Origin of the sequence: Nocardioides sp., assembly GCF_029937575.1 — a bacterium.
GTDB lineage: Bacteria > Actinomycetota > Actinomycetes > Propionibacteriales > Nocardioidaceae > Nocardioides.
This window is the reverse complement of sequence record NZ_JAPYPS010000044.1, coordinates 1-22,222: the sequence shown is the minus strand read 5'-3', so window position 1 is coordinate 22,222 and position 22,222 is coordinate 1. Positions and strand designations below refer to the sequence as shown.

The 22,222-nt window shown below is 72.2% G+C and carries 19 protein-coding genes; 16 read left to right on the top strand and 3 right to left on the bottom strand.

Going from position 1 to position 22,222, the window contains the following annotated elements; all coding sequences use genetic code 11:
• Positions 1-28: 28 nt before the first annotated feature.
• The 3 genes from Q1K33_RS14360 (at position 29) to Q1K33_RS14350 (ending at position 2,587) form a co-directional block, all read left to right on the top strand.
• Positions 29-751, top strand: a complete 723-nt coding sequence (locus tag Q1K33_RS14360) for a methyltransferase domain-containing protein (protein WP_300405131.1) — start codon at positions 29-31, stop codon at positions 749-751.
• A gap of 24 nt (positions 752-775) precedes the next feature.
• A complete protein-coding gene (gene dinB, locus Q1K33_RS14355) occupies positions 776-2,011 on the top strand; it encodes a DNA polymerase IV (protein WP_300405142.1) in 1,236 nt (411 codons plus the stop codon).
• A 111-nt stretch (positions 2,012-2,122) separates the two neighbouring features.
• Complete coding sequence (locus Q1K33_RS14350) at positions 2,123-2,587, top strand: DUF3040 domain-containing protein (protein ID WP_300405129.1); 465 nt, start codon at positions 2,123-2,125, stop codon at positions 2,585-2,587.
• A gap of 61 nt (positions 2,588-2,648) precedes the next feature.
• Here the strand turns inward: Q1K33_RS14350 and Q1K33_RS14345 are convergent, their stop codons facing one another.
• The 3 genes from Q1K33_RS14345 to Q1K33_RS14335 are packed head-to-tail and all read right to left on the bottom strand — an operon-like array spanning position 2,649 to position 7,333.
• Positions 2,649-5,039 (bottom strand): transglutaminaseTgpA domain-containing protein, encoded by a 2,391-nt coding sequence (locus tag Q1K33_RS14345; protein ID WP_300405127.1) that lies wholly within the window; start codon positions 5,037-5,039, stop codon positions 2,649-2,651.
• A gap of 46 nt (positions 5,040-5,085) precedes the next feature.
• Positions 5,086-6,351, bottom strand: a complete 1,266-nt coding sequence (locus tag Q1K33_RS14340; protein WP_300405125.1) for a DUF58 domain-containing protein — start codon at positions 6,349-6,351, stop codon at positions 5,086-5,088.
• Complete coding sequence (locus Q1K33_RS14335) at positions 6,344-7,333, bottom strand: MoxR family ATPase (RefSeq protein ID WP_300405123.1); 990 nt, start codon at positions 7,331-7,333, stop codon at positions 6,344-6,346. Before Q1K33_RS14335 ends, Q1K33_RS14340 begins: the two co-directional genes overlap by 8 nt.
• A gap of 329 nt (positions 7,334-7,662) precedes the next feature.
• Between Q1K33_RS14335 and mraZ the strand changes: the two genes are divergently transcribed.
• The 13 genes from mraZ to Q1K33_RS14270 all read left to right on the top strand — a co-directional run bounded on the left by mraZ (position 7,663) and on the right by Q1K33_RS14270 (position 22,021).
• The gene (mraZ, locus tag Q1K33_RS14330; RefSeq protein WP_300405121.1) at positions 7,663-8,091 is read left to right on the top strand and encodes a division/cell wall cluster transcriptional repressor MraZ; all 429 of its coding nucleotides are present in this window, start codon (positions 7,663-7,665) and stop codon (positions 8,089-8,091) included.
• 273 nt (positions 8,092-8,364) lie between these two features.
• Positions 8,365-8,514, top strand: coding sequence for a hypothetical protein (locus Q1K33_RS14325; protein WP_300405119.1), 150 nt, complete (start codon positions 8,365-8,367; stop codon positions 8,512-8,514).
• Positions 8,514-9,476 (top strand): 16S rRNA (cytosine(1402)-N(4))-methyltransferase RsmH, encoded by a 963-nt coding sequence (rsmH, locus tag Q1K33_RS14320; RefSeq protein ID WP_300405117.1) that lies wholly within the window; start codon positions 8,514-8,516, stop codon positions 9,474-9,476. The genes Q1K33_RS14325 and rsmH overlap by 1 nt, the downstream gene beginning before the upstream one ends.
• Complete coding sequence (locus tag Q1K33_RS14315; protein WP_300405115.1) at positions 9,473-9,991, top strand: hypothetical protein; 519 nt, start codon at positions 9,473-9,475, stop codon at positions 9,989-9,991. Before rsmH ends, Q1K33_RS14315 begins: the two co-directional genes overlap by 4 nt.
• 178 nt (positions 9,992-10,169) lie before the next feature.
• Positions 10,170-11,900, top strand: a complete 1,731-nt coding sequence (locus Q1K33_RS14310) for a penicillin-binding protein 2 (protein ID WP_300405113.1) — start codon at positions 10,170-10,172, stop codon at positions 11,898-11,900.
• Positions 11,901-11,920: 20 nt separating this feature from the next.
• Positions 11,921-13,507, top strand: coding sequence for a UDP-N-acetylmuramoyl-L-alanyl-D-glutamate--2,6-diaminopimelate ligase (locus Q1K33_RS14305; RefSeq protein ID WP_300405110.1), 1,587 nt, complete (start codon positions 11,921-11,923; stop codon positions 13,505-13,507).
• Entirely contained in the window at positions 13,504-14,865 is a 1,362-nt protein-coding gene (murF, locus tag Q1K33_RS14300) for a UDP-N-acetylmuramoyl-tripeptide--D-alanyl-D-alanine ligase (RefSeq protein WP_300405107.1), read from the top strand. Before Q1K33_RS14305 ends, murF begins: the two co-directional genes overlap by 4 nt.
• Positions 14,866-14,926: 61 nt before the next feature.
• Positions 14,927-16,036 (top strand): phospho-N-acetylmuramoyl-pentapeptide-transferase, encoded by a 1,110-nt coding sequence (gene mraY / locus Q1K33_RS14295; RefSeq protein ID WP_300405105.1) that lies wholly within the window; start codon positions 14,927-14,929, stop codon positions 16,034-16,036.
• Positions 16,033-17,544, top strand: coding sequence for a UDP-N-acetylmuramoyl-L-alanine--D-glutamate ligase (gene murD / locus Q1K33_RS14290; RefSeq protein WP_300405103.1), 1,512 nt, complete (start codon positions 16,033-16,035; stop codon positions 17,542-17,544). Before mraY ends, murD begins: the two co-directional genes overlap by 4 nt.
• 36 nt (positions 17,545-17,580) lie before the next feature.
• Positions 17,581-18,834, top strand: a complete 1,254-nt coding sequence (ftsW, locus tag Q1K33_RS14285) for a putative lipid II flippase FtsW (protein WP_300405101.1) — start codon at positions 17,581-17,583, stop codon at positions 18,832-18,834.
• A 25-nt stretch (positions 18,835-18,859) separates the two neighbouring features.
• Positions 18,860-19,936 carry an undecaprenyldiphospho-muramoylpentapeptide beta-N-acetylglucosaminyltransferase gene (gene murG / locus Q1K33_RS14280; protein ID WP_300405099.1) on the top strand — a complete coding sequence of 359 codons (1,077 nt, stop codon included), beginning with the start codon at positions 18,860-18,862 and terminating at the stop codon, positions 19,934-19,936.
• Positions 19,933-21,291, top strand: coding sequence for a UDP-N-acetylmuramate--L-alanine ligase (gene murC, locus Q1K33_RS14275; RefSeq protein WP_300405097.1), 1,359 nt, complete (start codon positions 19,933-19,935; stop codon positions 21,289-21,291). Before murG ends, murC begins: the two co-directional genes overlap by 4 nt.
• On the top strand, positions 21,284-22,021 hold the full coding sequence (locus tag Q1K33_RS14270; RefSeq protein WP_300405095.1) for an FtsQ-type POTRA domain-containing protein: 738 nt from the start codon (positions 21,284-21,286) through the stop codon (positions 22,019-22,021). Before murC ends, Q1K33_RS14270 begins: the two co-directional genes overlap by 8 nt.
• Positions 22,022-22,222: the final 201 nt, after the last annotated feature.

Here is a 22,222-nt window from a genome sequence, read left to right as displayed (position 1 = left end):
TCCCGCCGACCTGTCTAGGGTGGGCGTCATGTCCGCCGATCGCCGTGCCGCTCCCCGCACCGCCGTGGTGTGGGACGTCCTCGACCCGCTGCTCGCCGGCGGTCCCCTCGACGTGCTCGACATCGGTGGTGGCACCGGCGGCTCCGCGGTGCGGATCGCCGCGCTCGGCCACCGGGTCTCGGTCATCGACCCCAGCCCCGACGCCCTCGCCTCGCTCGACCGCCGGGCCCGTGAGCAGGGGGTGGAGGTGTCCGGAAGACAGGGCGACCTGTCCGACCTGCTGGACGTCGTGGCGCCCGACAGCGTCGACCTCGTGCTGTGCCACGGGGTGCTCGAGGTCGTCGACGACCCGACGAGTGCCGTGGCGACCATCCGTCGGGTGCTGCGCCCCGGTGGCCACCTCAGCCTGCTCCTCGCCCAGCATCACGCCGCCGTGGTGGCCCGGGCGATGGCTGGGCACTTCGCCCAGGCCAGGTCCCTGCTCGACGACGCGGCCGGCCGGGAGAGTCACGGGCGCACCGGACGCACCGGACGTCGGTTCACCCGCGACGAGGCCACCGAGCTGCTGCTCGGGGCCGACTTCGAGGTCGTCTCGACCCACGGGGTCCGGGTCTTCGCCGACCTCGTCCCCGGGTCCTTGCTCGACCTCGAGCCCGGTGCGGCAGGTGCGCTCGTCGAGCTCGAGCGTGCTGTCGCGGGTCGTGCGGAGTACCTCCCGCTCGCGACGCAGGTCCACCTGCTCGCGCGGTAGCTCCCCGGCAGGACCGCGGTGGTGATGGCCGGTGCCCGGGCCGCAGCCAGCACGTCCACGCCGATCCTGCACGTCGACATGGACGCCTTCTACGCGTCGGTGCTGCTGCGGGACCGGCCCGAGCTGCAGCACCTGCCCGTGATCGTCGGAGGCGGTCACCGCGGGGTGGTGCTGGCTGCCAACTACCCGGCCCGGGAGTACGGCGTCCGCTCGGCGATGACCGCGACCCGGGCCCGACGGCTGTGCCCGCACGCGGTGGTGCTCCAGCCCGACTACGACACCTTCACCACGGTCTCGACCGCGGTGATGGCGTTGTTCCGCCGGACGACCTCGCTGGTGGAGGCGATCTCGCTCGACGAGGCCTTCCTGGACGTCTCCGGCGCCGTACGCCGGCTCGGCAGCCCGCTCGAGATCGCCGAGGACCTGCGGGCCACGATCCACGACGAGCAGGGGATCACCTGCTCGGTCGGCATCGCCGCCTCGATCTCGGTCGCCAAGCTGGCCAGCAAGCGGGCCAAGCCCGACGGGGTCGTGGTCGTGCCGCCCGAGGAGATCACCTCCTTCCTGCACCCCCTCGACGTCGGTGACCTGTACGGCGTGGGGGAGAAGACCCAGGCGATGCTGCACCGGCTCGGGCTGATCACGGTCGGCGACCTGGCCCACACCCCGGTGCGGACCCTCCAGCGTGCGGTGGGGGTGCACCTCGGTGCCCACCTGCACGACCTCGCCTGGGGTGCCGACCGACGCGAGGTCGCGCCACGCAGCACCGGTGCCTTCGGACACGGTGGTCGCGGTGCTGCAGGGGGTGAGGCCGACCCGGAGAAGTCGATGGGCGCCCAGGAGACCTTCGGGCGCGACACCGACGACCGGGAGGTGGTGTTGCGCGAGGTCCTCAAGCTCACCGCGAAGGTCGCCACCCGGCTGCGGGCGGCGGAGGTCGCCGGTCGCACGGTCACCATCACGGTGCGCTTCGCCGACTTCACCACCATCACCCGCAGTCGCACCCTCGCCGAGCCGACCGACGTCACCCAGGAGATCTATGCCGCGGCAGTCCGCCTCTACGACGCTCTCGGGCTGCAGCGGGCCCGGGTCCGGCTCGTGGGGGTCCGGGTGGAGGGACTGCTGCCCCGCGAGCAGGTCCAACGACAAGGGGTCCTGGGGGAGCGCGAGCACGGCTGGTCGGAGGCCGACCGGGCCGTCGACCGGGCGGCCCGGCGCTTCGGCAGCGCCGCCGTACGCCCGGCGAGCCTGCTCGGCTGAGCCGCGTCACGGGGCCGAGACAAGATTGGCCGATGAAAAATCGGCTCCCGGCTACCGTGACGCCGAGCACCTGCCTATCCTTGACCTCACCGCACGTGCAACACGCCCGTCATGTACGACCTGGAGGACCCGGTGCCACTCTCCGAGGAGGAGCTGCGACTGCTCGAGCAGATGGAGCGCGCGCTCGTCGAGGAGGACCCCAAGTTCGCCTCCACCCTGCGAGGCGCGACGCTGCGCCAGAGCGCCCGCCGCCGAGCGATCATCGCCGGAGTCGCCTTCACCGCCGGGATCACGATCCTGATGGCCGGTGCGATCTACAACCGCTGGTACATCGGCATCATCGGCTTCGTGCTGATGCTGGGCTCAGCGACGATCGCCCTGGGGGCGATGCGCGGACAGCAGCAGGCCGGCTCGGAGGAGCAGACCGCGGGACACCCGTCGGGCTTCTCGGTCATCGAGGGTGGACGCAAGAGTGGCCGCGCCAAGCGTGGCCGCACCAAGTCGCGTGCCTCCGGCTCCTTCATGGAGCGGATGGATGCCCGTTGGCGTCGGCGCCGGGAGAACGGCGGCTACTGAGCCGCCCGGCACCATCAGCACACAGGGTCGACCCGTCGGGTCGGCCCTTCGTCAGGTCCGGCTACATGTGCTCGACGAGCTCTCCGGACCGGTCCTCGTCGGCGTCCTGGTGCGCCTCGACGACGGGGCGACGCTGCGTCACCGAGCGGGGCAGCCACGTCGCGCGGCGTCGGGCACGCGCAGTGGCCCCCGCCGTCAACGCCGCCCTGCAGGTCATGACGTCGTCGTGCCACGAGCCGGCCGCGTCCGCCGTGCCGGCGGAGTAGCGCGCGCGCTCCACGCCCGTCACGATCCTGCCCAACGCCTCGACGGCGTCCGGCGCCCGCTCGGGACCGTGAGCGGGTCGCTGGTCGTCGTCACCCGGGCGCCCGAGGCGAGAGAGCAGCACGACCTGCGTCTCCCGCGGTGAGCGGGCGTCCGGCCAGGACCGTCCCAGGTCGAGGGTGGTCGCCCGCAGCTCCTCCCACGCGGACTCCGGCCCGCCGGCCAACCGACGTACCCGTTGGCGCTCCCGCAGGGTCCGGGGGGCCAGCACGGTCACGGCGATCAGCAGCAGCAGGGCGATGACGCCGAGGATCGGCAGCCACGGGATCGAGGTCTCGCTCCCGGTGCCGTCGAGGGCCGTGTCCTCCTGCTCGGGTGCGGGGGTGGGCACTGCCGGGTCCTCGGCCGTCGGGCGCGGGGACGGCGCCTGCGTCGGCTCGGCGCTCGGCTGGTTGGTCGGCAGCTGGGTCTCGGCGCCGCGCGTCGTGTACGCCGGCAGCCGGTCGCCCGGCACGCGGGCGCTCGGCGTGGGGTCGAAGAGCACCCACCCGGCGCCGGGGAAGTACAGCTCGGGCCAGGCATGGAGGTCGTGCGCGCTGTACACGAAGGTGTTCGGACGGTCGGTCCGGTCGGGCTTCAGGAACCCGACCGCGACGCGCGACGGGATGTCGAGCACGCGCGCCATCACCGCCATCGCGGTGGCGAACTGCTCGCAGTAGCCGACGCGACCGTTCTCGTCGTCGCGCAGGAACGCCTCGAGCTCGTCGGTGCCCACCTCGCCGGCGGGCGCGTCCTCGAGGCTGTAGCGGAAGCCACCGTCCTCACGGAACCACTGCTGGAGTGCGACGGCTCGCTCGTAGTCGGTCCGCGACCCGGCGGTGACACCGCGAGCCAGCTGGCTGACCAGCGACGGCAACCGGTCGGGCAGGGCCGTGACCTCGTCGTCGACCTCGTCGCCGGGCAGGGGGGTCACCCTCAGGTCGTCGGCCCGGAAGTCGTACTCGAGCGCGGTCATGGAGTAGGTCATCCCGGCCGTGGTGAGGTCGTCCTGGCTGGCCAGGAAGTCGCGGGTCGCATCGTCGTAGCGCCAGTCGCCCGCGGCGTCGATCGCCCCGACCGGTGCCTGGGTGGGCAGCCATCGCGACTCGAAGTCCTCGTCGATGCGCACGTCGTAGGAGTAGCTCGTGGCGGCGGCCAGGACGTCCTCGCTCACGCCCTGCAGGGCGGGGAGCGGCCCGTTGGCGAGGTTGGCGGCCGGGACGTCGCGATCCCCGGAGCTGAACTCGTTGTCCGAGAATCGGTTCAGGACCGAGATCCGCAGGTGGTCGGGGGTGGGGTCGTCGGTGGTGATCTCCACCAGGTCGATGTCAGGACCTCGACGCAGGTCCCGACGCAGGTCGGTGAGGGGGTTCTCGATCGTGATCTGGTTGTTCCCACCGGGCCCGGCGCCCAGGTCGAAGACCTCGAGGCTGAACGTCGGGATCACCAGGGGGGCCACGACGGCTCCGGCCGTGGCGAGCACACCCACGAGCAGCGCGCTGCCGCGCACCGCCTCGCTGCGGTGCGACGAGGTCTGGGCGGGATCCAGGGACCGTCCCCAACGACCGACGTGGTCCTGCTCCTGGAGGAAGAGCATCATCAGGAAGCCGAGGGCGGTCAGGACGAAGACCCACCAGGACAGTCCGCCGTCCAGCATGCTGACCGGGACGCTGTACACGGTGAGCAGCGGCAGGCCGGCCAGGGGCACCCGACGCAGCGTGCAGGCCAGGAGGTCGACCAGCAGCATGGCGGCGAGGCCGCCGATGGCCAGGAGCGGCTGCACGCTGATGTCGCCGATGCTCGGCACCGGCGCGGCATAGGTCTGGGCAGCGGAGAACGCATCGTCGATCGCCGTCCAGAACGCGGCGTCCGGCCAGGGACGTCCGCCGACGTACCAGCAGGTCACGATGGAGCCCGCGACGACCTGGCCGAGGAAGACGACCGGTCCGGGCAGACGGCGCCACCGTCCGAGGGCTCCGGAGAGGGCGATCACGGCCCCGACGGCGATCAGCGCGAAGAGGAACTGCGAGGCGAGCTCGGTGAAGCCACGCCAGGAGAGCATCGCGGCCCAGGTCGTGACCGCAGCGGTGCCGGACAGGCGCAGGGCCGCGCCGAGCGAGGCGCGGTCACGCGCTCGAGTGGTGCTCATCGCGAGATCGCCTCCTCGGGACGCGTGCTGCGGCTGTCGTGCATGCTCATCCTTGTCCGACGGGGACGCTCAGGCCCCGGGCGCTACCCATCCGACCGAGTTCCTCCCAGGCGCTGTCCATCCTGTCCTGCGGACCCAAGGTCACGGCGCGCCAGCCGGCCGAGGTGAGCACGGGAGCCGACCCGCTCGAGGCTCGTCCCCCTCCTGCCCAGGCGTCGACGTCCAGGGCGAAGGCCATCGCGGAGGTGGTGTGGTGGGCGACCCGTCGTAGCAGGGGGACGTCGTGCTGGTCGAGGGCGCCGAAGACGGCGATGGTCAGGCCCCCCTGGGAGGCCTCGCCCATCCAGGTCGAGTCCATCCGCGACCTGTTGTCGGTCTGCAACACCGCCAGTGCCTCGAGGAGTGGGCCGGTGTTGAGGGTCGAGTCGCGCAGGTGCCAGGCGTTGGCCTGGTCCTCCCCGCCGGCGCTCACCAGGCGTACGGCGAAGCCGCGCTGGCTGAGGTGCACCGCGACGGAGGCGGTGACGCTGACGGCCGCCTCGAGGGAGCTGGCGATGCCCTGGCCGCGGTGGGAGAGCAGTCGGTTGTCGATGAGCAGGGTGGCTCTGGACTGCCAGGGCTGCTCCTCGCGGCGCACCATCAGGTCTCCGGTGCGTGCCGAGCTGCGCCAGTGGACCCGGCGCAGGTCGTCGCCCTGGCGGTACTCCCGGACGGTGACGTCCTCGGCGGAGCCGAAGGCGAAGGCGCGGGGTCGGTTGTCGCCCGAGCCGGTCCAGCCGCCGCCGAGTGGGATGGCCGGCAGGGGGGAGATGCGCGGGGTGACGGTCAGGGGGACGGTGGTGCGGAAGGCTCGGCCGAGCTCCACCAGCCCGAAGGCGTCGCTGACGCGCACGGTCATCGGACCGATCTCGAAGCGACCGCGCACGTCGGAGCGCACCTGGTAGGACACCTGGCGGTGCCACCCGTGACCGACGCCGTCGAGCACGAAGCGGGGGCGGGTGCCGAGCACGTAGGGCACGTGGTCCTCGAGGAGGAGCACGCCGCTGGGCGTGCGGCCCTCGTTGGTCAGCGACAGGTTGACGCGTGCGGGCTGCCCGGCGGCGACCAGCTGGGGTGACGTGGTGCGCACGAGCGCCAAGCGGTAGCGGGCACGCCCCAGCAGGGCCGCGGTCGCCAGGGGCAGCAGCACCACGAGGACGCCCACGCGGCTGAGGGCCGGCTGACCGAGCACGATCGCACAGACGATCGCGGTCACCCCGGCGGCGAGGAACGCGCGGCCGCGGACGGTCAGGCCTCGCAGTGCCTCACGCACGGTGGCTGGGCGGCCGCGGCGACGGCACCGGGACCGAGCCGACGACGCCGTCCACGATGGCGGCGACGGTGCGACCGCTCATGGTGGCCTCGACGCTGGGGAGCAGGCGGTGGGCCAGCACCGGTCGCGCCAGCAGCGACACGTCGTCGGGCAGGACGTACTCGCGGCCGTGGATCGCGGCGTACGCCTTGGCCGCCCGGACCAGGTGCAGGGTGGCGCGGGGCGAGGCGCCGAGCATCAGGTCGTCGGTGCGGCGGGTGGCGCCGGTGATCGCGACGACGTACTGCTGGACCGCGGGGGAGACGTGGACCTGCCCGACGATCCCGCACAGCTTGCGGATCTCGCCGGCGTCCGTCACGGCCTCGAGGTCGTCGAGCGGACGCGCGTAGGTGTGGGAGTCGAGCATCGCGATCTCCGCGGCCTCGACGGGGTAGCCCACCGAGACACGCGCCATGAACCGGTCTCGCTGTGCCTCGGGCAGGGCGTAGGTGCCCTCCATCTCGATCGGGTTCTGGGTGGCGATCACCATGAACGGCGACTCCAGCGAGTAGGTCGCGTTGTCAACGGTGACCTGGCGCTCCTCCATGCACTCGAGCAGCGCCGACTGCGTCTTGGGGGACGCCCGGTTGATCTCGTCGCCGACCACGATGTTGGCGAAGACGCCGCCGGGGCGGAACTCGAACTCGCGGGTGTTCTGGTTGAAGACCGACACCCCGGTGACGTCGGAGGGCAGCAGGTCCGGGGTGAACTGGATGCGGCGCACCGAGCAGTCGATGCTGCGCGCCAGGGCCTTGCTCAGCATCGTCTTCCCGACCCCGGGGACGTCCTCGATGAGCAGGTGTCCCTCGGCGAGCAACACCACCAGCGTCGAGGTCACGACGTCGGGCTTGCCCTCGATCACGCGCTCGATGTTGGTGCGGATGCGCCCTACGACGCGTGCCACGGTCTCGAGGTCGGCTGCTCCCGCAGTCGGATTGTTCACGTCCGGTCCTTCCAGCTTCGTCGCCCACCTGTGCGCCCAGGTCGTGGGCCCCGTGGAGCCCCCACGGTAGGGCGTCCCCGCAACCTACGCGGAGCGTCGGTCCAGGGTGCGACGTCGCGGATCACGATTTGGTTGCCGCTCGGCGGTGCCGGTCGCGAGATCGACTGCCGTGGCCCGGCCGCGGGGCTCGGGAGGGACGCCCTGGGGAGCGTCGTGGGGGACGGGGGAGCGAATGTGGTTGACGGTGGGGGAAAGTGGCGTAAGGTGGGGGAAAGTGGAGCGAGAGACCACCACCGTGGGGCTCTGTGGCTTGAAGCAGGAGGTGCTCGATGCGATTCATGGGCACCTTCCACCCCAAGCTCGACGAGAAGGGCCGCCTCTTCCTCCCCGCCAAGTTCAGGGACCAGTTGGCCGAGGGGGTCGTCGTGACGCAGGGACAGGAGAACTGCCTGGTCGTGTGGCCCCCCGCCGTCTTCGACCGCGAGGCCGACCGTGCCTCCGAGAAGCCGCTGACCAGCAAGGCGGCCCGTGGCTACGCCCGGATGTTCTTCTCCGGCGGCGAGGAGGCCACCCCCGACAAGTCCGGGCGGATCGGCATCCCCGCACCCCTGCGTGACTACGCCGGGCTCGAGAAGGAGGTCGTGGTCATCGGCGTCCGCGACCGTCTGGAGATCTGGAACCCCACGTCCTGGGCTGCCTACCAGGCCGACGAGGTACGCCGCTTCGCCGAGCTCGACGACGACGAGGACGACGACTGACCACCCCGCTCCACGCCCACCACCGAGCCCCACCACCCAGCCCCACCGGGGCCCCACCACAACTCAACAGCGATCCGCAGGACGAGGTCTCCGACCCGCTCTCTTCCCTGCTGTCGTCTGGGACACCTTCCCCGGCCCCAGAAGACAGCGCTTCCCCAAGTCATCGGGGAGCGGGCGGAGCCCTGGCTCTACGGATCGCCCAGCACCACCAGCAGCACGCCTTCCCAGCAACCACCCGCGGCCCGGGCCGCACGCACATCAGGGGTCGATCCGATGAGCAGCACACCCACCACGCAACGCGTGACACCCGAGCGACGCGTGCGCCACCAGGCGCAGGACGTCGTGGCCGTGATGGCCTTCTCCGGCGTCGTCTCGGTCGCCTGTGCCGCGGCCCTGCTGCTGCTCACCCACCTGGGGCGCTGATGGTCTCCCACGACCCGGTGCTCATCGACAGGGTCGTGGCCCTCCTGGCCCCGGCTCTCGACCACGACGGTGCCGTCCTCGTCGACGCCACCTTGGGACTGGGCGGCCACACGGAGGCGGTGCTGTCGCGCTGCGAGCTCGCCCGGGTGATCGGCATCGACCGCGACCCGGACGCGCTCGCCATGGCGGGGGAGCGGCTGGCCCCCTTCGGGGACCGTTTCGTGGGGGTCCACGCGGTCTACGACGAGCTGCCTGACGTGCTGGCCGACCAGGGGTTGTCCGCCGTCGACGCGGTGCTCTTCGACCTCGGCGTGTCCTCGATGCAGCTCGATGTGGCCGAGCGCGGCTTCGCCTACGCCGTCGACGCGCCGCTGGACATGCGGATGGACAACACCTCCGGCCCCAGTGCCGCCGACGTGCTCAACACCTACAGCGCCGCCGAGCTGGCCCGGGTGCTGCGCGAGTACGGCGAGGAGAAGTTCGCCCGCAAGATCGCCGGCGCCGTCGTGCGCCAGCGCGAGACGGCCCCGTTCACGACCTCCGCCGCGCTGGTGGAGCTGCTGTACGCCGAGATCCCGGCTCCGGCACGACGTACGGGGGGACACCCGGCCAAGCGGACCTTCCAGGCCCTGCGGATGGAGGTCAACGACGAGCTGGCCGTCCTGCGTCGCGCGATCCCGGCTGCGATCGACGCGATCGCCGTCGGCGGACGGGTGGTCGTCGAGTCCTACCACTCCCTCGAGGACCGCCTGGTCAAGCAGGCCTTCACCGCGGCGACGCGCAGCACGGTGCCGATCGACCTGCCCTTCGTGCCCGAGGGCAGCGAGCCCGCCCTGCGGCTGGTCACCCGCGGAGCCGAGCAGGCCGACGACGTCGAGACCGCCGCGAACCCCCGTGCCGCGTCCGTGCGGCTGCGAGCCCTCGAACGAATCGCCCCGTCGACCACAGGAGCCGCGCGATGAGCAGTACCTCTCCCCAGCGCCGCACCTCGCTGCCCCGCTTCGCGGAGGCCGCGGTCGACCGGGCCCGGCTCTCGGTGGTGCCGCGCCTGCGCACGCGGGCCCCACGCATCCCGTTCGTCACCCTGGTCAGCCTGATCCTGCTGGCGGGGGTGGTGGGGCTGCTGCTCTTCAACACCTCGATGCAGCAGGCGTCGTTCACCGCCTCCAAGCTCGAGGACCAGGCGAGCAGCCTCTCCGCGCGACAGGAGGCGCTGGCCATGGAGCTCGACCAGCTGCGCGACCCGCAGCGCCTGGCCGCCCAGGCCTGCGCGCTGGGCATGGTGGTCGGGCCGACCGCCGCGTTCCTCGACGTCGAGACCGGGGCCCTGACCGGCACGCCGACCGCAGCCGTTGCCGGACCCTGCGGGTTCGAGCCCATGGTCCGCCCGGTGCGTCCGGTCCCCGAGGACGTGCCGGTGCTTCCGGGGCAGCGCTCCGGCGCGGCGCAGGGCCGGACGCAGGGCTCGGGCCGATAGTGGGCACAGGAGTCCCGATGCGGACGCGGCTGACGAGGCTCAAGAGGATGGGGCACTGCCGGTGAGTCGACCCAGGAACACCCCGCGCCGGCCACCCGTGCGCCAGGTACGCCGTACCCGACCGCCGTCGCGGAGCCTGCGGACCCGGCGCCGGCCGGTCAAGCGAGGTGTCTCGACCGTGCGCCTGCGGATCGGCTTCATCGCGATCGCGATCGTGGTCTCGGTCTTCGCGGGACGTCTGGTGCAGCTGCAGGGCATCGACCCGAAGCAGTACGCCCAGATGGCGGCCGCCGAGGGGTCGCAGTCGGTCGTGCTCCCCGCCGAGCGCGGCGAGATCCTGGACCGCACCGGTGAGCCGCTGGCGGCGTCCGCCGACGGACTGATGATCGTCGCCGACCCGTCCTTGACGACCGACGACGCCACCGACCTCGCCGACCTGCTCTCGAAGCGTCTGGACCTCGACTACTTCGAGGTGCTCGAGCGCCTGCGCGCCCGCGACAGCCAGTTCCAGTACATCGCCCGCCAGGTCCCGGCCGCCGAGGCGAGCAAGGTCGTCGCCGAGGCCCGCGAGGCCGGCTTCGTCGGTCTCACCACCCAGGACGACCCGGTGCGCTTCTACCCCTCGCGCGACGTGGCGGCCAACGTCGTCGGGTTCTTGGGCACGCCGCGCAACGACGGCTCCGCGCGGCCCCTGGCCGGACTCGAGTCCTCCTTCGACGACTACCTCGCCGGGACCGATGGCGAGGCGCGCTACCAGGTCGGGGCGGGGGCTCGGATCCCGTTGGGCGACAACACGGTGGTGGAGGCCCGCGACGGCAACGACCTGACCACCACGATCGACCGCGACCTGCAGTGGTACGCCCAGCGGGTGCTCAGCCAGACGGTGCGCGGTGCGCGGGGCGACTCGGGCTACGCCGTGGTGATGGACACCCAGACCGGGGAGGTGCTCAGCCAGGCCGACTACCCGACGTACGACGCCTCCGAGCCCGCGGAGTACCCGGAGAGCACCTACACCTCGCGGGCCCTCAGCGACGTCTACGAGCCGGGCTCGGTCGAGAAGGTGCTCACCGTGGCCGGCCTGATCGACGCGGGCAAGGTCACCAACAAGACGCGCTTCGAGGTGCCTCCGGTCCTCAACCGCCAGGACCGACCGATCCACGACTACTTCCAGCACGGGACCATCCGGCTGACGCTGGCCGGGATCATCGCCAAGTCCTCCAACATCGGCACCGTGATGGCCGCCGACGAGTTCGAGCCCGGCCAGATGCACGACTACCTCACCGCGTTCGGGCTGGGCCGCAAGGCCGATGTCGGTCTCGCCGGCGAGACGAAGGGCATCCTGCCGTCGGCCGACCTGATGACCAGCCAGACCGCGGACCGCATCGCCTTCGGCCAGTCGCTGTCGGTCAACGCGCTCCAGATGGCAGCGGCGGTCAACACGATCGCCAACGGCGGCGTGCGCATCGACCCGAGCCTGGTCCACGGCACGGCGACGCTGGACGACGGCACCGAGATCGGCAGCGGGGTCGCCACCGAGCGGCGAGTCGTCAGCGAGGACGCCGCACGCCAGACGATGGAGATGATGGAGCGCGTCATCGACCCGGAGGTCGGGGTCGCTCCTGGCGCCGCCGTCCCCGGGTACCGCGTGGCAGGCAAGACCGGGACCGCCCAGCGGGTCGGCGAGGAGTGCGGGTGCTACGACGGCACCTTCACCGTCTCCTTCGCGGGCTTCGCCCCGGCCGACGACCCCCGCTTCACCATCTACGTCGTCGTCCAGAACCCGCGCAACGGCGGGGGCGGTGGCTCGGTCGCGGGGCCGGCCTTCTCCAAGCTGATGGGCTACGCACTGCGTCGCTACGGCGTCGAGCCGACGGGGACCAACCCCTCCCGGCTGCCCGCCGAGTGGTGATGGGTCAGGATGATCCCCTCGTGTCGTCCACCCGCCCCGCCTCGCCGCCCCTGACCCCGCTCGACGTGGTCGTGGGCTGGTTGCGCGACGCCGGCCACGCGGTGCGGGTCGTGCTCCCCGAGGAGGAGTCCGGCTCGTCGTCGCCGACCTCCGCGCAGGTCTCCGGCATCAGCCTCAGCACGCAGCGGATCGAACCCGGTGACCTGTACGCCGCCCTGCCGGGCACCCGTGCCCACGGAGCCGAGTTCGTGGCCCCGGCCGTGGACGCCGGCGCCGTGGCCATCCTGACGGACGCGGCCGGCGCCGACCTGTGCGCCGTCGACGTTCTCGCCGTACCCGTCGTCGTGGTGGCGGACCCGCGAGCCGTGCTCGGCCGGGTCAGCGCCCGGATCTACGGGGACCCCACCCGGTCGATGACGATGATCGGGGTCACCGGCACGCAGGGGAAGACGACGACGACCCGCTTGGCCGAGGCCGGGCTGCTCGACGCCGACGTCCGCGCGGCAGTGGTCGGCACGGTGGGCACCCGGATCGCCGGTGAAGACGTCAGGACCACGCTGACCACGCCCGAGGCGCCCGACCTCCACGGGTTGTTCGCCCTGATGCGCGAGCGAGGTGTGGACGCCTGCGCGATGGAGGTCTCCAGCCATGCCCTGGTGATGGGGCGCGTGGACGGCGTGGTCTTCGACGTCGCGGTCTTCCTCAACCTGGGGCGCGATCACCTCGACTTCCACCGTGACGTCGAGGACTACTACCAGGCCAAGGCGTCGCTGTTCACGCCCGAGCACGCCCGACTGGCGCTGATCAACGTCGACGACGCGCACGGCCGGCGCCTGGCCGCCGAGACGTCGCTGCCCGTCCGGACCTTCTCGGCCCGGGGTCGCGATGCCGACTGGTGTGCCACGGGCCTCCGCGTCGACGACCTCGAGCACGGGGGCTCCTCCTTCGTGGTCCGCCGCAGCCGCGAGGGGGCCGCGGCCCCCGACGTCGCCGCCGCCGTGCCCCTTCCCGGCGAGTTCAACGTGGAGAACGCCCTCGCCGCGATCGCGGCCTGCGCCGAGGCGGGCTACGACGCCGACCGGGTGGCAGCAGGGCTGCGCCGGGCGGACGTGCCGGGGCGGATGCAGCGCCTCGTGTGCGGACAGTCCTTCACCGTGGTGGTGGACTACGCGCACAAGCCCGACGCCGTCGAGGCGGCGATCGCCGCCCTCCGCCCGGTCGCCGCGGCGCGGGGCGGAAGGGTCGTCGTCGTCCTGGGCGCCGGCGGTGACCGCGACCGCGGCAAGCGTCCCGTGATGGGGGAGATCACCGCGCGGCTCGCCGACGTCTTCATCCTGACCGACGACAACCCCCGCAGCGAGGACCCCGCGCAGATCCGGGCCGCCGTCCGGGCCGGAGTCGCCTCCGGAGGGGCCGAGGTCCTCGAGATCGGTGACCGCCGCGAGGCCATCACGACCGCGATCGCCCTGGCGGGGGACCACGACGTGGTCCTCATCGCCGGCAAGGGTCACGAGACCGGCCAGGAGATCGACGGCGTCGTGCACCCCTTCGACGACCAGGAGGTGGCCGAGACCGCCCTGGCCGCGCGCACCCGGGAGCTCCGATGATCCCGCTCACGCTCGGCGAGGTCGCCGCGATCGTCGGCGGGACGACGACGTCTCCCGACGTCGTGGTGGCGGGGCCGGCGTACGTCGACAACCGCCGTCCCGAGGAGCGCGGCCTGTTCGTGGCGATCGCGGGGGAGCGGGTCGACGGCCACGACTTCGCCGACGGCGCCCACGCCGTGCTCGGCAGCCGGCCCACCCCGGCGCCCACCGTGGTCGTGGGCGATCCCACCGTGGCGCTGGGGCGGCTGGCCCGCCACGTCGTCGACCGACTGGACGTCGACGTGCTGGCACTGACGGGCTCCCAGGGCAAGACCAGCACCAAGGACCTCCTGGCCCAGGTGCTCGCCGCCGCCGCCCCGACAGTGGCGACCGCCGCGAACAACAACAACGAGCTCGGGGTGCCGCTGACGGTGCTGCGTGCCGACACCGGCACCCGCCACCTCGTCGTGGAGATGGGTGCCCGCGGGATCGGCCACATCGCCTACCTGTGCGAGATCTGCCCGCCGACGATCGCCGCCGTCCTCAACGTCGGGACCGCCCACGTGGGCGAGTTCGGGGGACGCGACGCGATCGCCCGGGCCAAGGGCGAGATCATCGAGGCGCTGCCGTCCTCGGGCACGGCCGTGCTCAACGGCGACGACCCGCTGGTCGCGGCGATGGCCCCCCGCACCCCCGCGCACGTGTCGACCTTCGGACTCAGCGGTGACGTGCGCTGGCGGAACATGTCGCTGGACTCTCGCGGCCGGGCCTCGTTCGACCTGGGCCACGACGGCGCATGGGCCCCGGTCGTCCTGCGACAGACGGGCGCGCACCAGGTGGTCAACGCCGCTGCCGCGGCGGCCATGGCCCTGGCCGCCGGGGTGGGCCTCGCCGCAGTGGCGGACGCCTTGTCGAGCGCCACCGCCGCCTCGCGCTGGCGGATGGAGCTGACCGAGCGCCCCGACGGGCTCCTGGTGCTCAACGACGCCTACAACGCCAATCCCGCCTCCATGCTCGCCGCGCTCGACGCCCTCGCCGGTCTCGGGGTCGCCCGCACCGGGCGCACCATCGCCGTGCTCGGCGAGATGCTGGAGCTGGGTGACGAGCACGACCAGGCGCACGCCGAGGTCGGTCGCGCTGCCGTCGCGGCCGGGATCGACCGGGTCGTGGTCGTCGGGTCCGGCGCCGCGGACATCGCTCGGGGAGTCGAGGAGCTGGGGAGTGAGGCGATCGTCACGGCGGGGCAGCACGAAGCACTCGACTGGGTGCGGAAGAATGCTGGAGCCGACGACGTGGTCCTGGTGAAGGCCTCACGGGCCTCCGCCCTGGAGCAGGTCGCCGAGCGCCTGCTGGACGACGTACCCCCGGCTGTCACCTGACCACGCTCCACCACGCTCCACCCACCCGACCAGCCCCGACCGACGAGAGGAGCCCCGCGCCATGAGAGCGATCCTGCTGGGCGGCGGACTGTCCCTGCTCATCTCGCTGCTGGGCACCCGCGTGGCGATCGGCTACTTCACCCGGCTGGGCTACGGCCAGGAGATCCGCGACGACGGCCCGGCCTCCCACCACACGAAGAAGGGCACGCCCACGATGGGCGGCCTGGTGATCATCGCGGCGACCGTGGTGGCCTACTTCGCCGCCAAGCTGATCACGCTCACGGCTCCGTCGGCCTCGGCACTGCTGCTGCTGTTCCTCTTCGTGGGCATGGGGCTGGTCGGCTTCCTCGACGACTACATCAAGATCTCCAACAAGCGGAACCTCGGTCTGCGCAGCAAGGCCAAGATGATCGGCCAGACCGTCATCGCCGTCGTGTTCGGTGCCCTGGCGCTCTCACCGTGGTTGGAGGACGAGAACGGCCGCACCCCCGCGAGCCACAAGATCTCGTTCCTGCGCGAGATCGACTGGCTGGTGCTGCCCACCATCCTCGCGGTGATCCTGATCGTGCTGATCGTCACCGGCACCAGCAACGCGGTCAACCTCACCGACGGGCTCGACGGGCTCGCCACCGGAGCCAGCGCGATGGTCTTCGCCGCCTACACGCTGATGAACATCTGGCAGAACAACCAGTTCTGCCAGGACGACCCGAGCTCGCAGTGCTACAACGTGCGCGACCCGCTCGACCTCGCCATCATCGCCGCAGCGCTCACCGGCGCCTGCTTCGGCTTCCTCTGGTGGAACGCCGCGCCGGCGGCCATCTTCATGGGCGACACCGGCTCGCTCGCGCTCGGCAGCGCCCTGGCCGGGTTCGCCATCCTCACCCGCACCGAGCTGCTGCTGATCATCCTCGGTGGACTGTTCGTGCTGATCACGCTCTCGGTGATGATCCAGGTCAGCGTCTTCAAGGTCAGTCGCTCCAGTGGTCTCGTCAGACGCGTCTTCGGGATCCAGGCCGGCCACCGGGTGTTCCGGATGGCACCGTTGCAGCATCACTTCGAGATGCTCGGGTGGGAGCAGGTCACGGTCGTGATCCGGTTCTGGATCATCACCGGCCTCTTCGTCGCCACCGGCCTGGGCGTCTTCTACGCCGAGTGGGTCGCCCGGCTGTGAGTCGACCAGACCCCACGGCGCTCGGGCGCGAGGACTCCTGGGACGGCGTGCGAGCCGCGGTCGCCGGCTTCGGCGTCTCCGGCTTCGCCGCTGCCGACAACCTGACGCACCTCGGCGCCACCGTCACCGCGCTGGCCGACTCCGCCACGCCCGCCCAGCTCGAGAAGGCCGAGCTCCTCGAGGTACTCGGTGCCCGCGTCGAGATCCACCAGGGCGCGACGGCGACGTTGCCCGACGACGTCGACGTGGTCATCACGTCGCCGGGCTTCCGCCCCGACACGCCGCTGCTGCAGCAGGCCGCAGCTCGCGGCATCCCGGTGTGGGGCGAGGTCGAGCTCGCCTGGCGGCTGCGCGCCGCCGGCCCGAGCGGCGCCCCCGCCCCGTGGTTGTGCGTCACCGGCACCAACGGCAAGACGACGACCGTGCAGATGCTCGACGCCATCCTGCGCGCCGCCGGACTGCGCAGCGTGGCGGCAGGCAACGTCGGTCTCCCGATCGTCGAGGCAGTGATGGACCCCGCGCCGTACGACGTCTTCGCGGTCGAGCTGTCCAGCTTCCAGCTCCACTACACCCAGACCATGGGGGCTCAGGCGGCTGCGGTGCTCAACCTCGCCGAGGACCACCTCGACTGGTACGGCGCCACGCCCGGCGTGGACCCGATGGCCGCCTACGGCGCCGACAAGGGTCGGATCTACACCGGGGTGGAGAGGGCCTGCGTCTACAACGCCGCCGACCCCGCCACCGAGGCGTTGGTGCGCGACGCCGAGGTCGTCGAGGGCGCTCGCGCGGTCGGCTTCACGCTCGGGATGCCCGGCGTCGGGATGCTCGGGGTCGTCGAGGACCTGCTGGTCGACCGGGCCTTCATCGCCGAGCGCAGCACCAGTGCGGCCGAGCTGTGCACGATCGACGACCTGGCCGCCGACGGTCATCCGCCGGCACCCCACGTGGTCGCCAACGCCCTGGCCGCCGCGGCGCTCGCCCGGGCCCACGGCGTCGACCAGGCCGCCGTACGCGACGGCCTGCGCAGCTTCCGACTGGACGGTCACCGGATCGCGGTCGTCGGCTCTGCCGCGGGAGTGACGTGGGTCGACGACTCCAAGGCCACCAACCCGCACGCCGCCCAGTCGTCACTGATGGCGCTCGAGCCCGTCGTCTGGGTGGCCGGTGGACTGGCCAAGGGTGCCGGCTTCGACGAGCTGGTGCGGTCGGTCGCCTCGCGGTTGCGTGCGGCGGTGCTGATCGGTCGCGACCGTGACGTCATCGCGGCAGCGCTTTCGCGACACGCCCCCGATGTGCCGGTGATCATGATCGACGCCGACCAGACTGACCCCGTAGACGGTGGGCAGGCCCTGATGCGGCGCGTCGTCGAGGCAGCCGCTTCGGTGGCCGTCCCCGGCGACACGGTGCTCCTGGCTCCTGGATGTGCCTCGCAGGACCAGTTCAGCGACTACGCGGCTCGCGGTGAGAGGTTCGCCGATGCGGTCCGCAGCATCGTCGACAAGACCTAGCAGCACCGACCCCACCGACCGCGAGGGAGACACCGGGTGACCACCGCCGATCCCGAGCGCGCACCGAGTCTCTCCCGTCCCCTGGTCGGGCCGGTGCGACTCCACCCCGGCGCCTGGCTGAAGGCGGTGCGTGAGGCGCTCGAGCGGCCCCTGACGTCGTACTACCTCCTGCTCAGCGCCGCGGGGCTGCTGCTCACCATCGGCCTGGTCATGGTGCTGAGCTCCTCGAGCGTCTTCGCCTTCCGCGAGACCGGTGACTCCTACAGCGTCGTGCGTCGCCAGCTCACGTGGACGGTGATCGGTCTGCCGGCCGCGTTCCTGGCCAGCCGCGTCTCCCTCGTCTGGGTACGACGCCTGGCCTACCCGGCCTTCTCCATCTCCCTCACCCTGCTGCTGCTGACGGCGTTCATCGGGGTCGAGCGCAACGGCAACACCAACTGGCTGGTCCTGGGCCCGATCACGATCCAGCCCTCGGAGATCGCCAAGCTCTCGCTCGTCGTGTGGGCCGCCCACATCTACGCCAACAAGGAACGACGGCTCGGGAGCCTGCACCAGATCATGGTGCCGGTGGTGCCCGGGATGCTGCTCGCCACCGGCCTGGTCATCTTCGGACGCGACCTCGGCACCGCCCTGATCCTGTTCGGGATCATGATCGGGATGCTGTGGGTCGTCGGAGCGCCGGCGCGACTGTTCCTGCTGTCCAGCATGGTCGTCGGCGTCATCGCCCTCGCCCTGGCCGCGACCGACACGGAGCGGCTGGCTCGGATCACGACGTTCGTCGACCCCTTCAAGGACTTCCAGGGCACTGGCTGGCAGCCCGCCCACGGGCTGTACGCCATGTCGAGCGGTGGGCTGTTCGGGCAGGGGATCGGAGCCAGCCAGCAGAAGTGGGGCACGCTGCCCGAGGCGCACACCGACTTCATCTTCGCCGTGCTCGGCGAGGAGCTCGGCCTGGTCGGCACCCTGCTGGTCATCGGGCTCTTCCTGACGATCGCCTACGCGGCGCTGCGGATCGCGCGCCAGACCAAGGACCCCTTCGTGCGCTACGCGACGTTCGGCATCGTGGTGTGGCTGATCGGTCAGATGATCATCAACGTCGGCATGGTGCTGGCGCTGATGCCGGTCGTCGGCATCCCACTGCCGCTGGTCTCCTACGGCGGCTCCAGCCTGTTGCCGACGCTCGCTGCGATCGGGCTGCTGATCGGCTTCGCACGGCGCGAGCCGGAGGCGGCCCGCGCCCTGGCACAGCGGCGTCGACTGCGTTCGGCGGGGCTCTCCGCCCGACGCTGAGCCCGCCGGTAGCGTCTGCACCCTCATGACCCGAGTCCTGCTTGCCGGCGGCGGTACCGCCGGCCACACGTCCCCGCTCCTGGCCACCGCCGACGCTCTGCGGCGCCTCGACCCGTCCGTCGAGATCACCTGCCTGGGCACACCGCGAGGCCTGGAGACCCGGGTCGTCCCCGAGGCCGGCTACCCGCTCGAGCTGATCCCACCGGTCCCGCTGCCCCGCAAGCCCAACGGCGACCTTCTCCGCGTGCCGGCACGCCTGCGCGGCGCGGTGAAGGAGGCGCTCGCCGTCGTCGACCGGGTCCGTCCCGACGTCGTCGTGGGCTACGGGGGCTACGTCTCGGTGCCGGCCTACCTCGCGGCGCGGCGCCGCAGGCTCCCGCTGGTCGTGCACGAGCAGAACGCCCTGCCGGGCATCGGCAACCGGGTCGGGGCCCGGGTCGCCTCCCGGGTCGCGGTGAGCTTTCCCGACACCCCGCTGCGCCACGCCGAGTACGTCGGCCTCCCGATCCGGCGGATGATCTCCCAGCTCGACCGTGCTGCGCTGCGCGAGGAGGCACTGGCCTCCTTCGGCCTGGATCCCGATCGCCCCACCCTGGTCGTCACCGGTGGTTCCCAGGGAGCGCGCCGGCTCAACCAGTCGGTCTCGGCCGCCGCCCGTGCGCTCGCCGACGCCGGGGTCCAGGTGCTGCACGTCGTCGGCCCGAAGGGCGAGGCCACCCCGGAGCCGACCGACGTCCCCTACGTGGTCGTGGCCTACGTCGACCGGATGGACCACGCGCTCGCGGCAGCCGACCTGATGATCTGTCGTGGCGGGGCCAACAGCGTCACCGAGGCGGCCGCCACGGGCGTCCCGGCGATCTTCGTGCCGCTGCCCATCGGCAACGGCGAGCAGGCCCTCAACGCCCAGCCGGTCGTCGACGCGGGCGGAGCCCTTCTCGTCTCCGACGGCGACCTCACTGCCGAGTGGGTCGCCGCCAACGTCCCCGCACTGGCTGCCGACGCCGAGCGGCTCGCGACCATGAGCGCCGCTGCGGCGGGGCTCATCCCGAGCGACGCAGACGAGCGGCTCGCCGCGATCGTCCTCGAGGAGGCCTCCCGGTGAGGGTGCCGGTCCCCGAGGTGATCGCTCCCGTCGACGAGCTGGGTCGGGTCCACTTCGTCGGCATCGGCGGCGCCGGCCTGTCCGGCATCGCCCGGATCATGCTCGGTCGCGGCGTCGTCGTCAGCGGGAGCGACGGCACGGACTCACCCACCCTGGACGCACTGCGGGCACTCGGTGCTCGCGTCTCGCTGGGGCACCAGGCATCCCACGTCACCGACGTCGACACGCTGGTCGTCTCGACCGCGATCGCGGAGGACAACCCCGAGTACCGCGAGGCGGTTCGGCAAGGGTTGCGCGTCCTCCCGCGCTCGGCGGCCCTGGCCTCGGTGATGTCGGGACGCCGCGTGGTGGCCGTGGCGGGCACCCACGGCAAGACGACCACCACGTCGCTGCTCACCGTGGCCCTCCAGGGCGCCGGAGCGGACCCGACGTACGCCATCGGGGGAGAGCTGAGCGCGACAGGCGTCAACGCCGCCGTGGGCGAAAGCGATCTCTTCGTCGCCGAGGCCGACGAGAGCGACGGGGCGTTCCTGGTCTACGAGCCCGAGGCCGCCATCGTGACCAACGTCGACGCCGACCACCTCGACCAGTGGGGGACCCCGGAGGCCTACGCCGCCGCGTTCGACCGCTTCGCCGACCGGATCGACCCGGCGGGCTTCCTGGTGTGCTGCGTGGACGACCCGGGCGCCGCGCGCCTCGCGCAGCGGCACCGGGACGCGGGTCGACGGGTGATCACCGTCTCCAGCTCCCCCGATGCCGGCGCCGACGTCGGGCCGGACGCTCTGGCGGGCGTCTCCCTCTGGTCGCCCGGCGACCACTTCCTCTCCGACGCCCTGGCCGCCCTGGCTGCCGGCGTCGAGCTGGGTCACGACCCCGAGGCGCTCGTGCGCGGGATCGCCGGTTTCACCGGCACCCGCCGCCGCATGGAGCTCAAGGGTGAGGCACAGGGCGTGCGCGTGTACGACAGCTACGCCCACCACCCGACGGAGATCACCGGAGACCTGCAGTCCGCCCGGCTGCTAGCGGGGGAGGGGCGGCTGCTGGTCGCCTTCCAGCCGCACCTCGTCTCGCGCACGCGGATCTTCGGCACGGCGATGGGGCAGGCGTTGAGCGCCGCCGACGAGGTGCTGGTGCTGGACCTCTATCTGGCCCGGGAGGCGGCCGACCCGGCTGTCACCTCGCAGCTGGTGGCCGACGCGGTGGCGCTGCCGGAGGGGCACGTGGCGACGTGCACGCTGGGCGACGCCGCGGCGGCCCTGGTCGAGCGCGCCCGACCGGGCGACCTCGTGCTCACCCTCGGTGCGGGCACCGTCACGCAGGTCGGGCCCGAGGTGCTGAGGCTCCTCGATGCCTAGCAGGCGCAGCGCGGAGGAACGCAGCCGACGCCGGTTCGCGCGCCGCCAGTGGACCCGGCGCTGGCTCACCTGGCGCTACGTCCTCGTGGTCGTGGTCCTGGTGGGCGTCGTGGGGGGCGGGGTGTACGCCGTGTACTTCTCCGAGACGCTGTCGGTGCAGGGGGTCCGCGTGTTCGGCGAGGACACCGTCACCGAGGAGGAGGTCCTCGAGTTCGCCGCTGTCCCGACGGGCGGCCCGCTGGCCACGGTCGACCTGGACGCGATCCAACGCCGGGTCGAGCAGATCGCCGCGGTCGGGGCCGTCGACGTCTCGCGTCGCTGGCCGCACGACGTACAGATCGAGATCGAGGAACGGGTGCCGGTCGCGGTCATCGACCGTGGAGGAGTCTTCCGCGCGGTCGACGACACCGGCATCGTCTTCAACAGCTATCGACGAGTGCCCGCCGGTCTCCCCAGGATCCAGGCAGCCGACCTCACCGACTCCGACGCCCTCGAGGCCGCGGCCGAGGTCCTCGCCTCACTCACCGCAGAGGTCCGGCTCATCGTCGACCACCTCGAGGTCGACGGCGTCGACGAGATCGACCTGGTGCTGCGCGACGGCCGCCGGGTGCGGTGGGGCAGCGCGGAGGCCTCGGAGCAGAAGGCCGAGGTCCTGGAGGCCCTCCTGCAGCAGCCCGGCCAGATCTACGACGTCAGCGTTCCGGGTCAACCGACGACGTCGGGCGGCTGAGTCTGTTCCGGGGTTGGTCCTGGTGGTTCAGTGGGTGGGGCCTCGCGCGTGGTCGACCTGCCCCCTTCGAGGTGCCCCATGTGGTGGTTGTGGTGGGGCCGCGCGCGTAGCCGACCTGCTCCCGCCGTCAAGGAGCTCGCTGCGCTCGCCCGCTTCGCGGCGGCCTGCGGCCGTCCTTGACTGCGGGACCCGGTAGGTCGG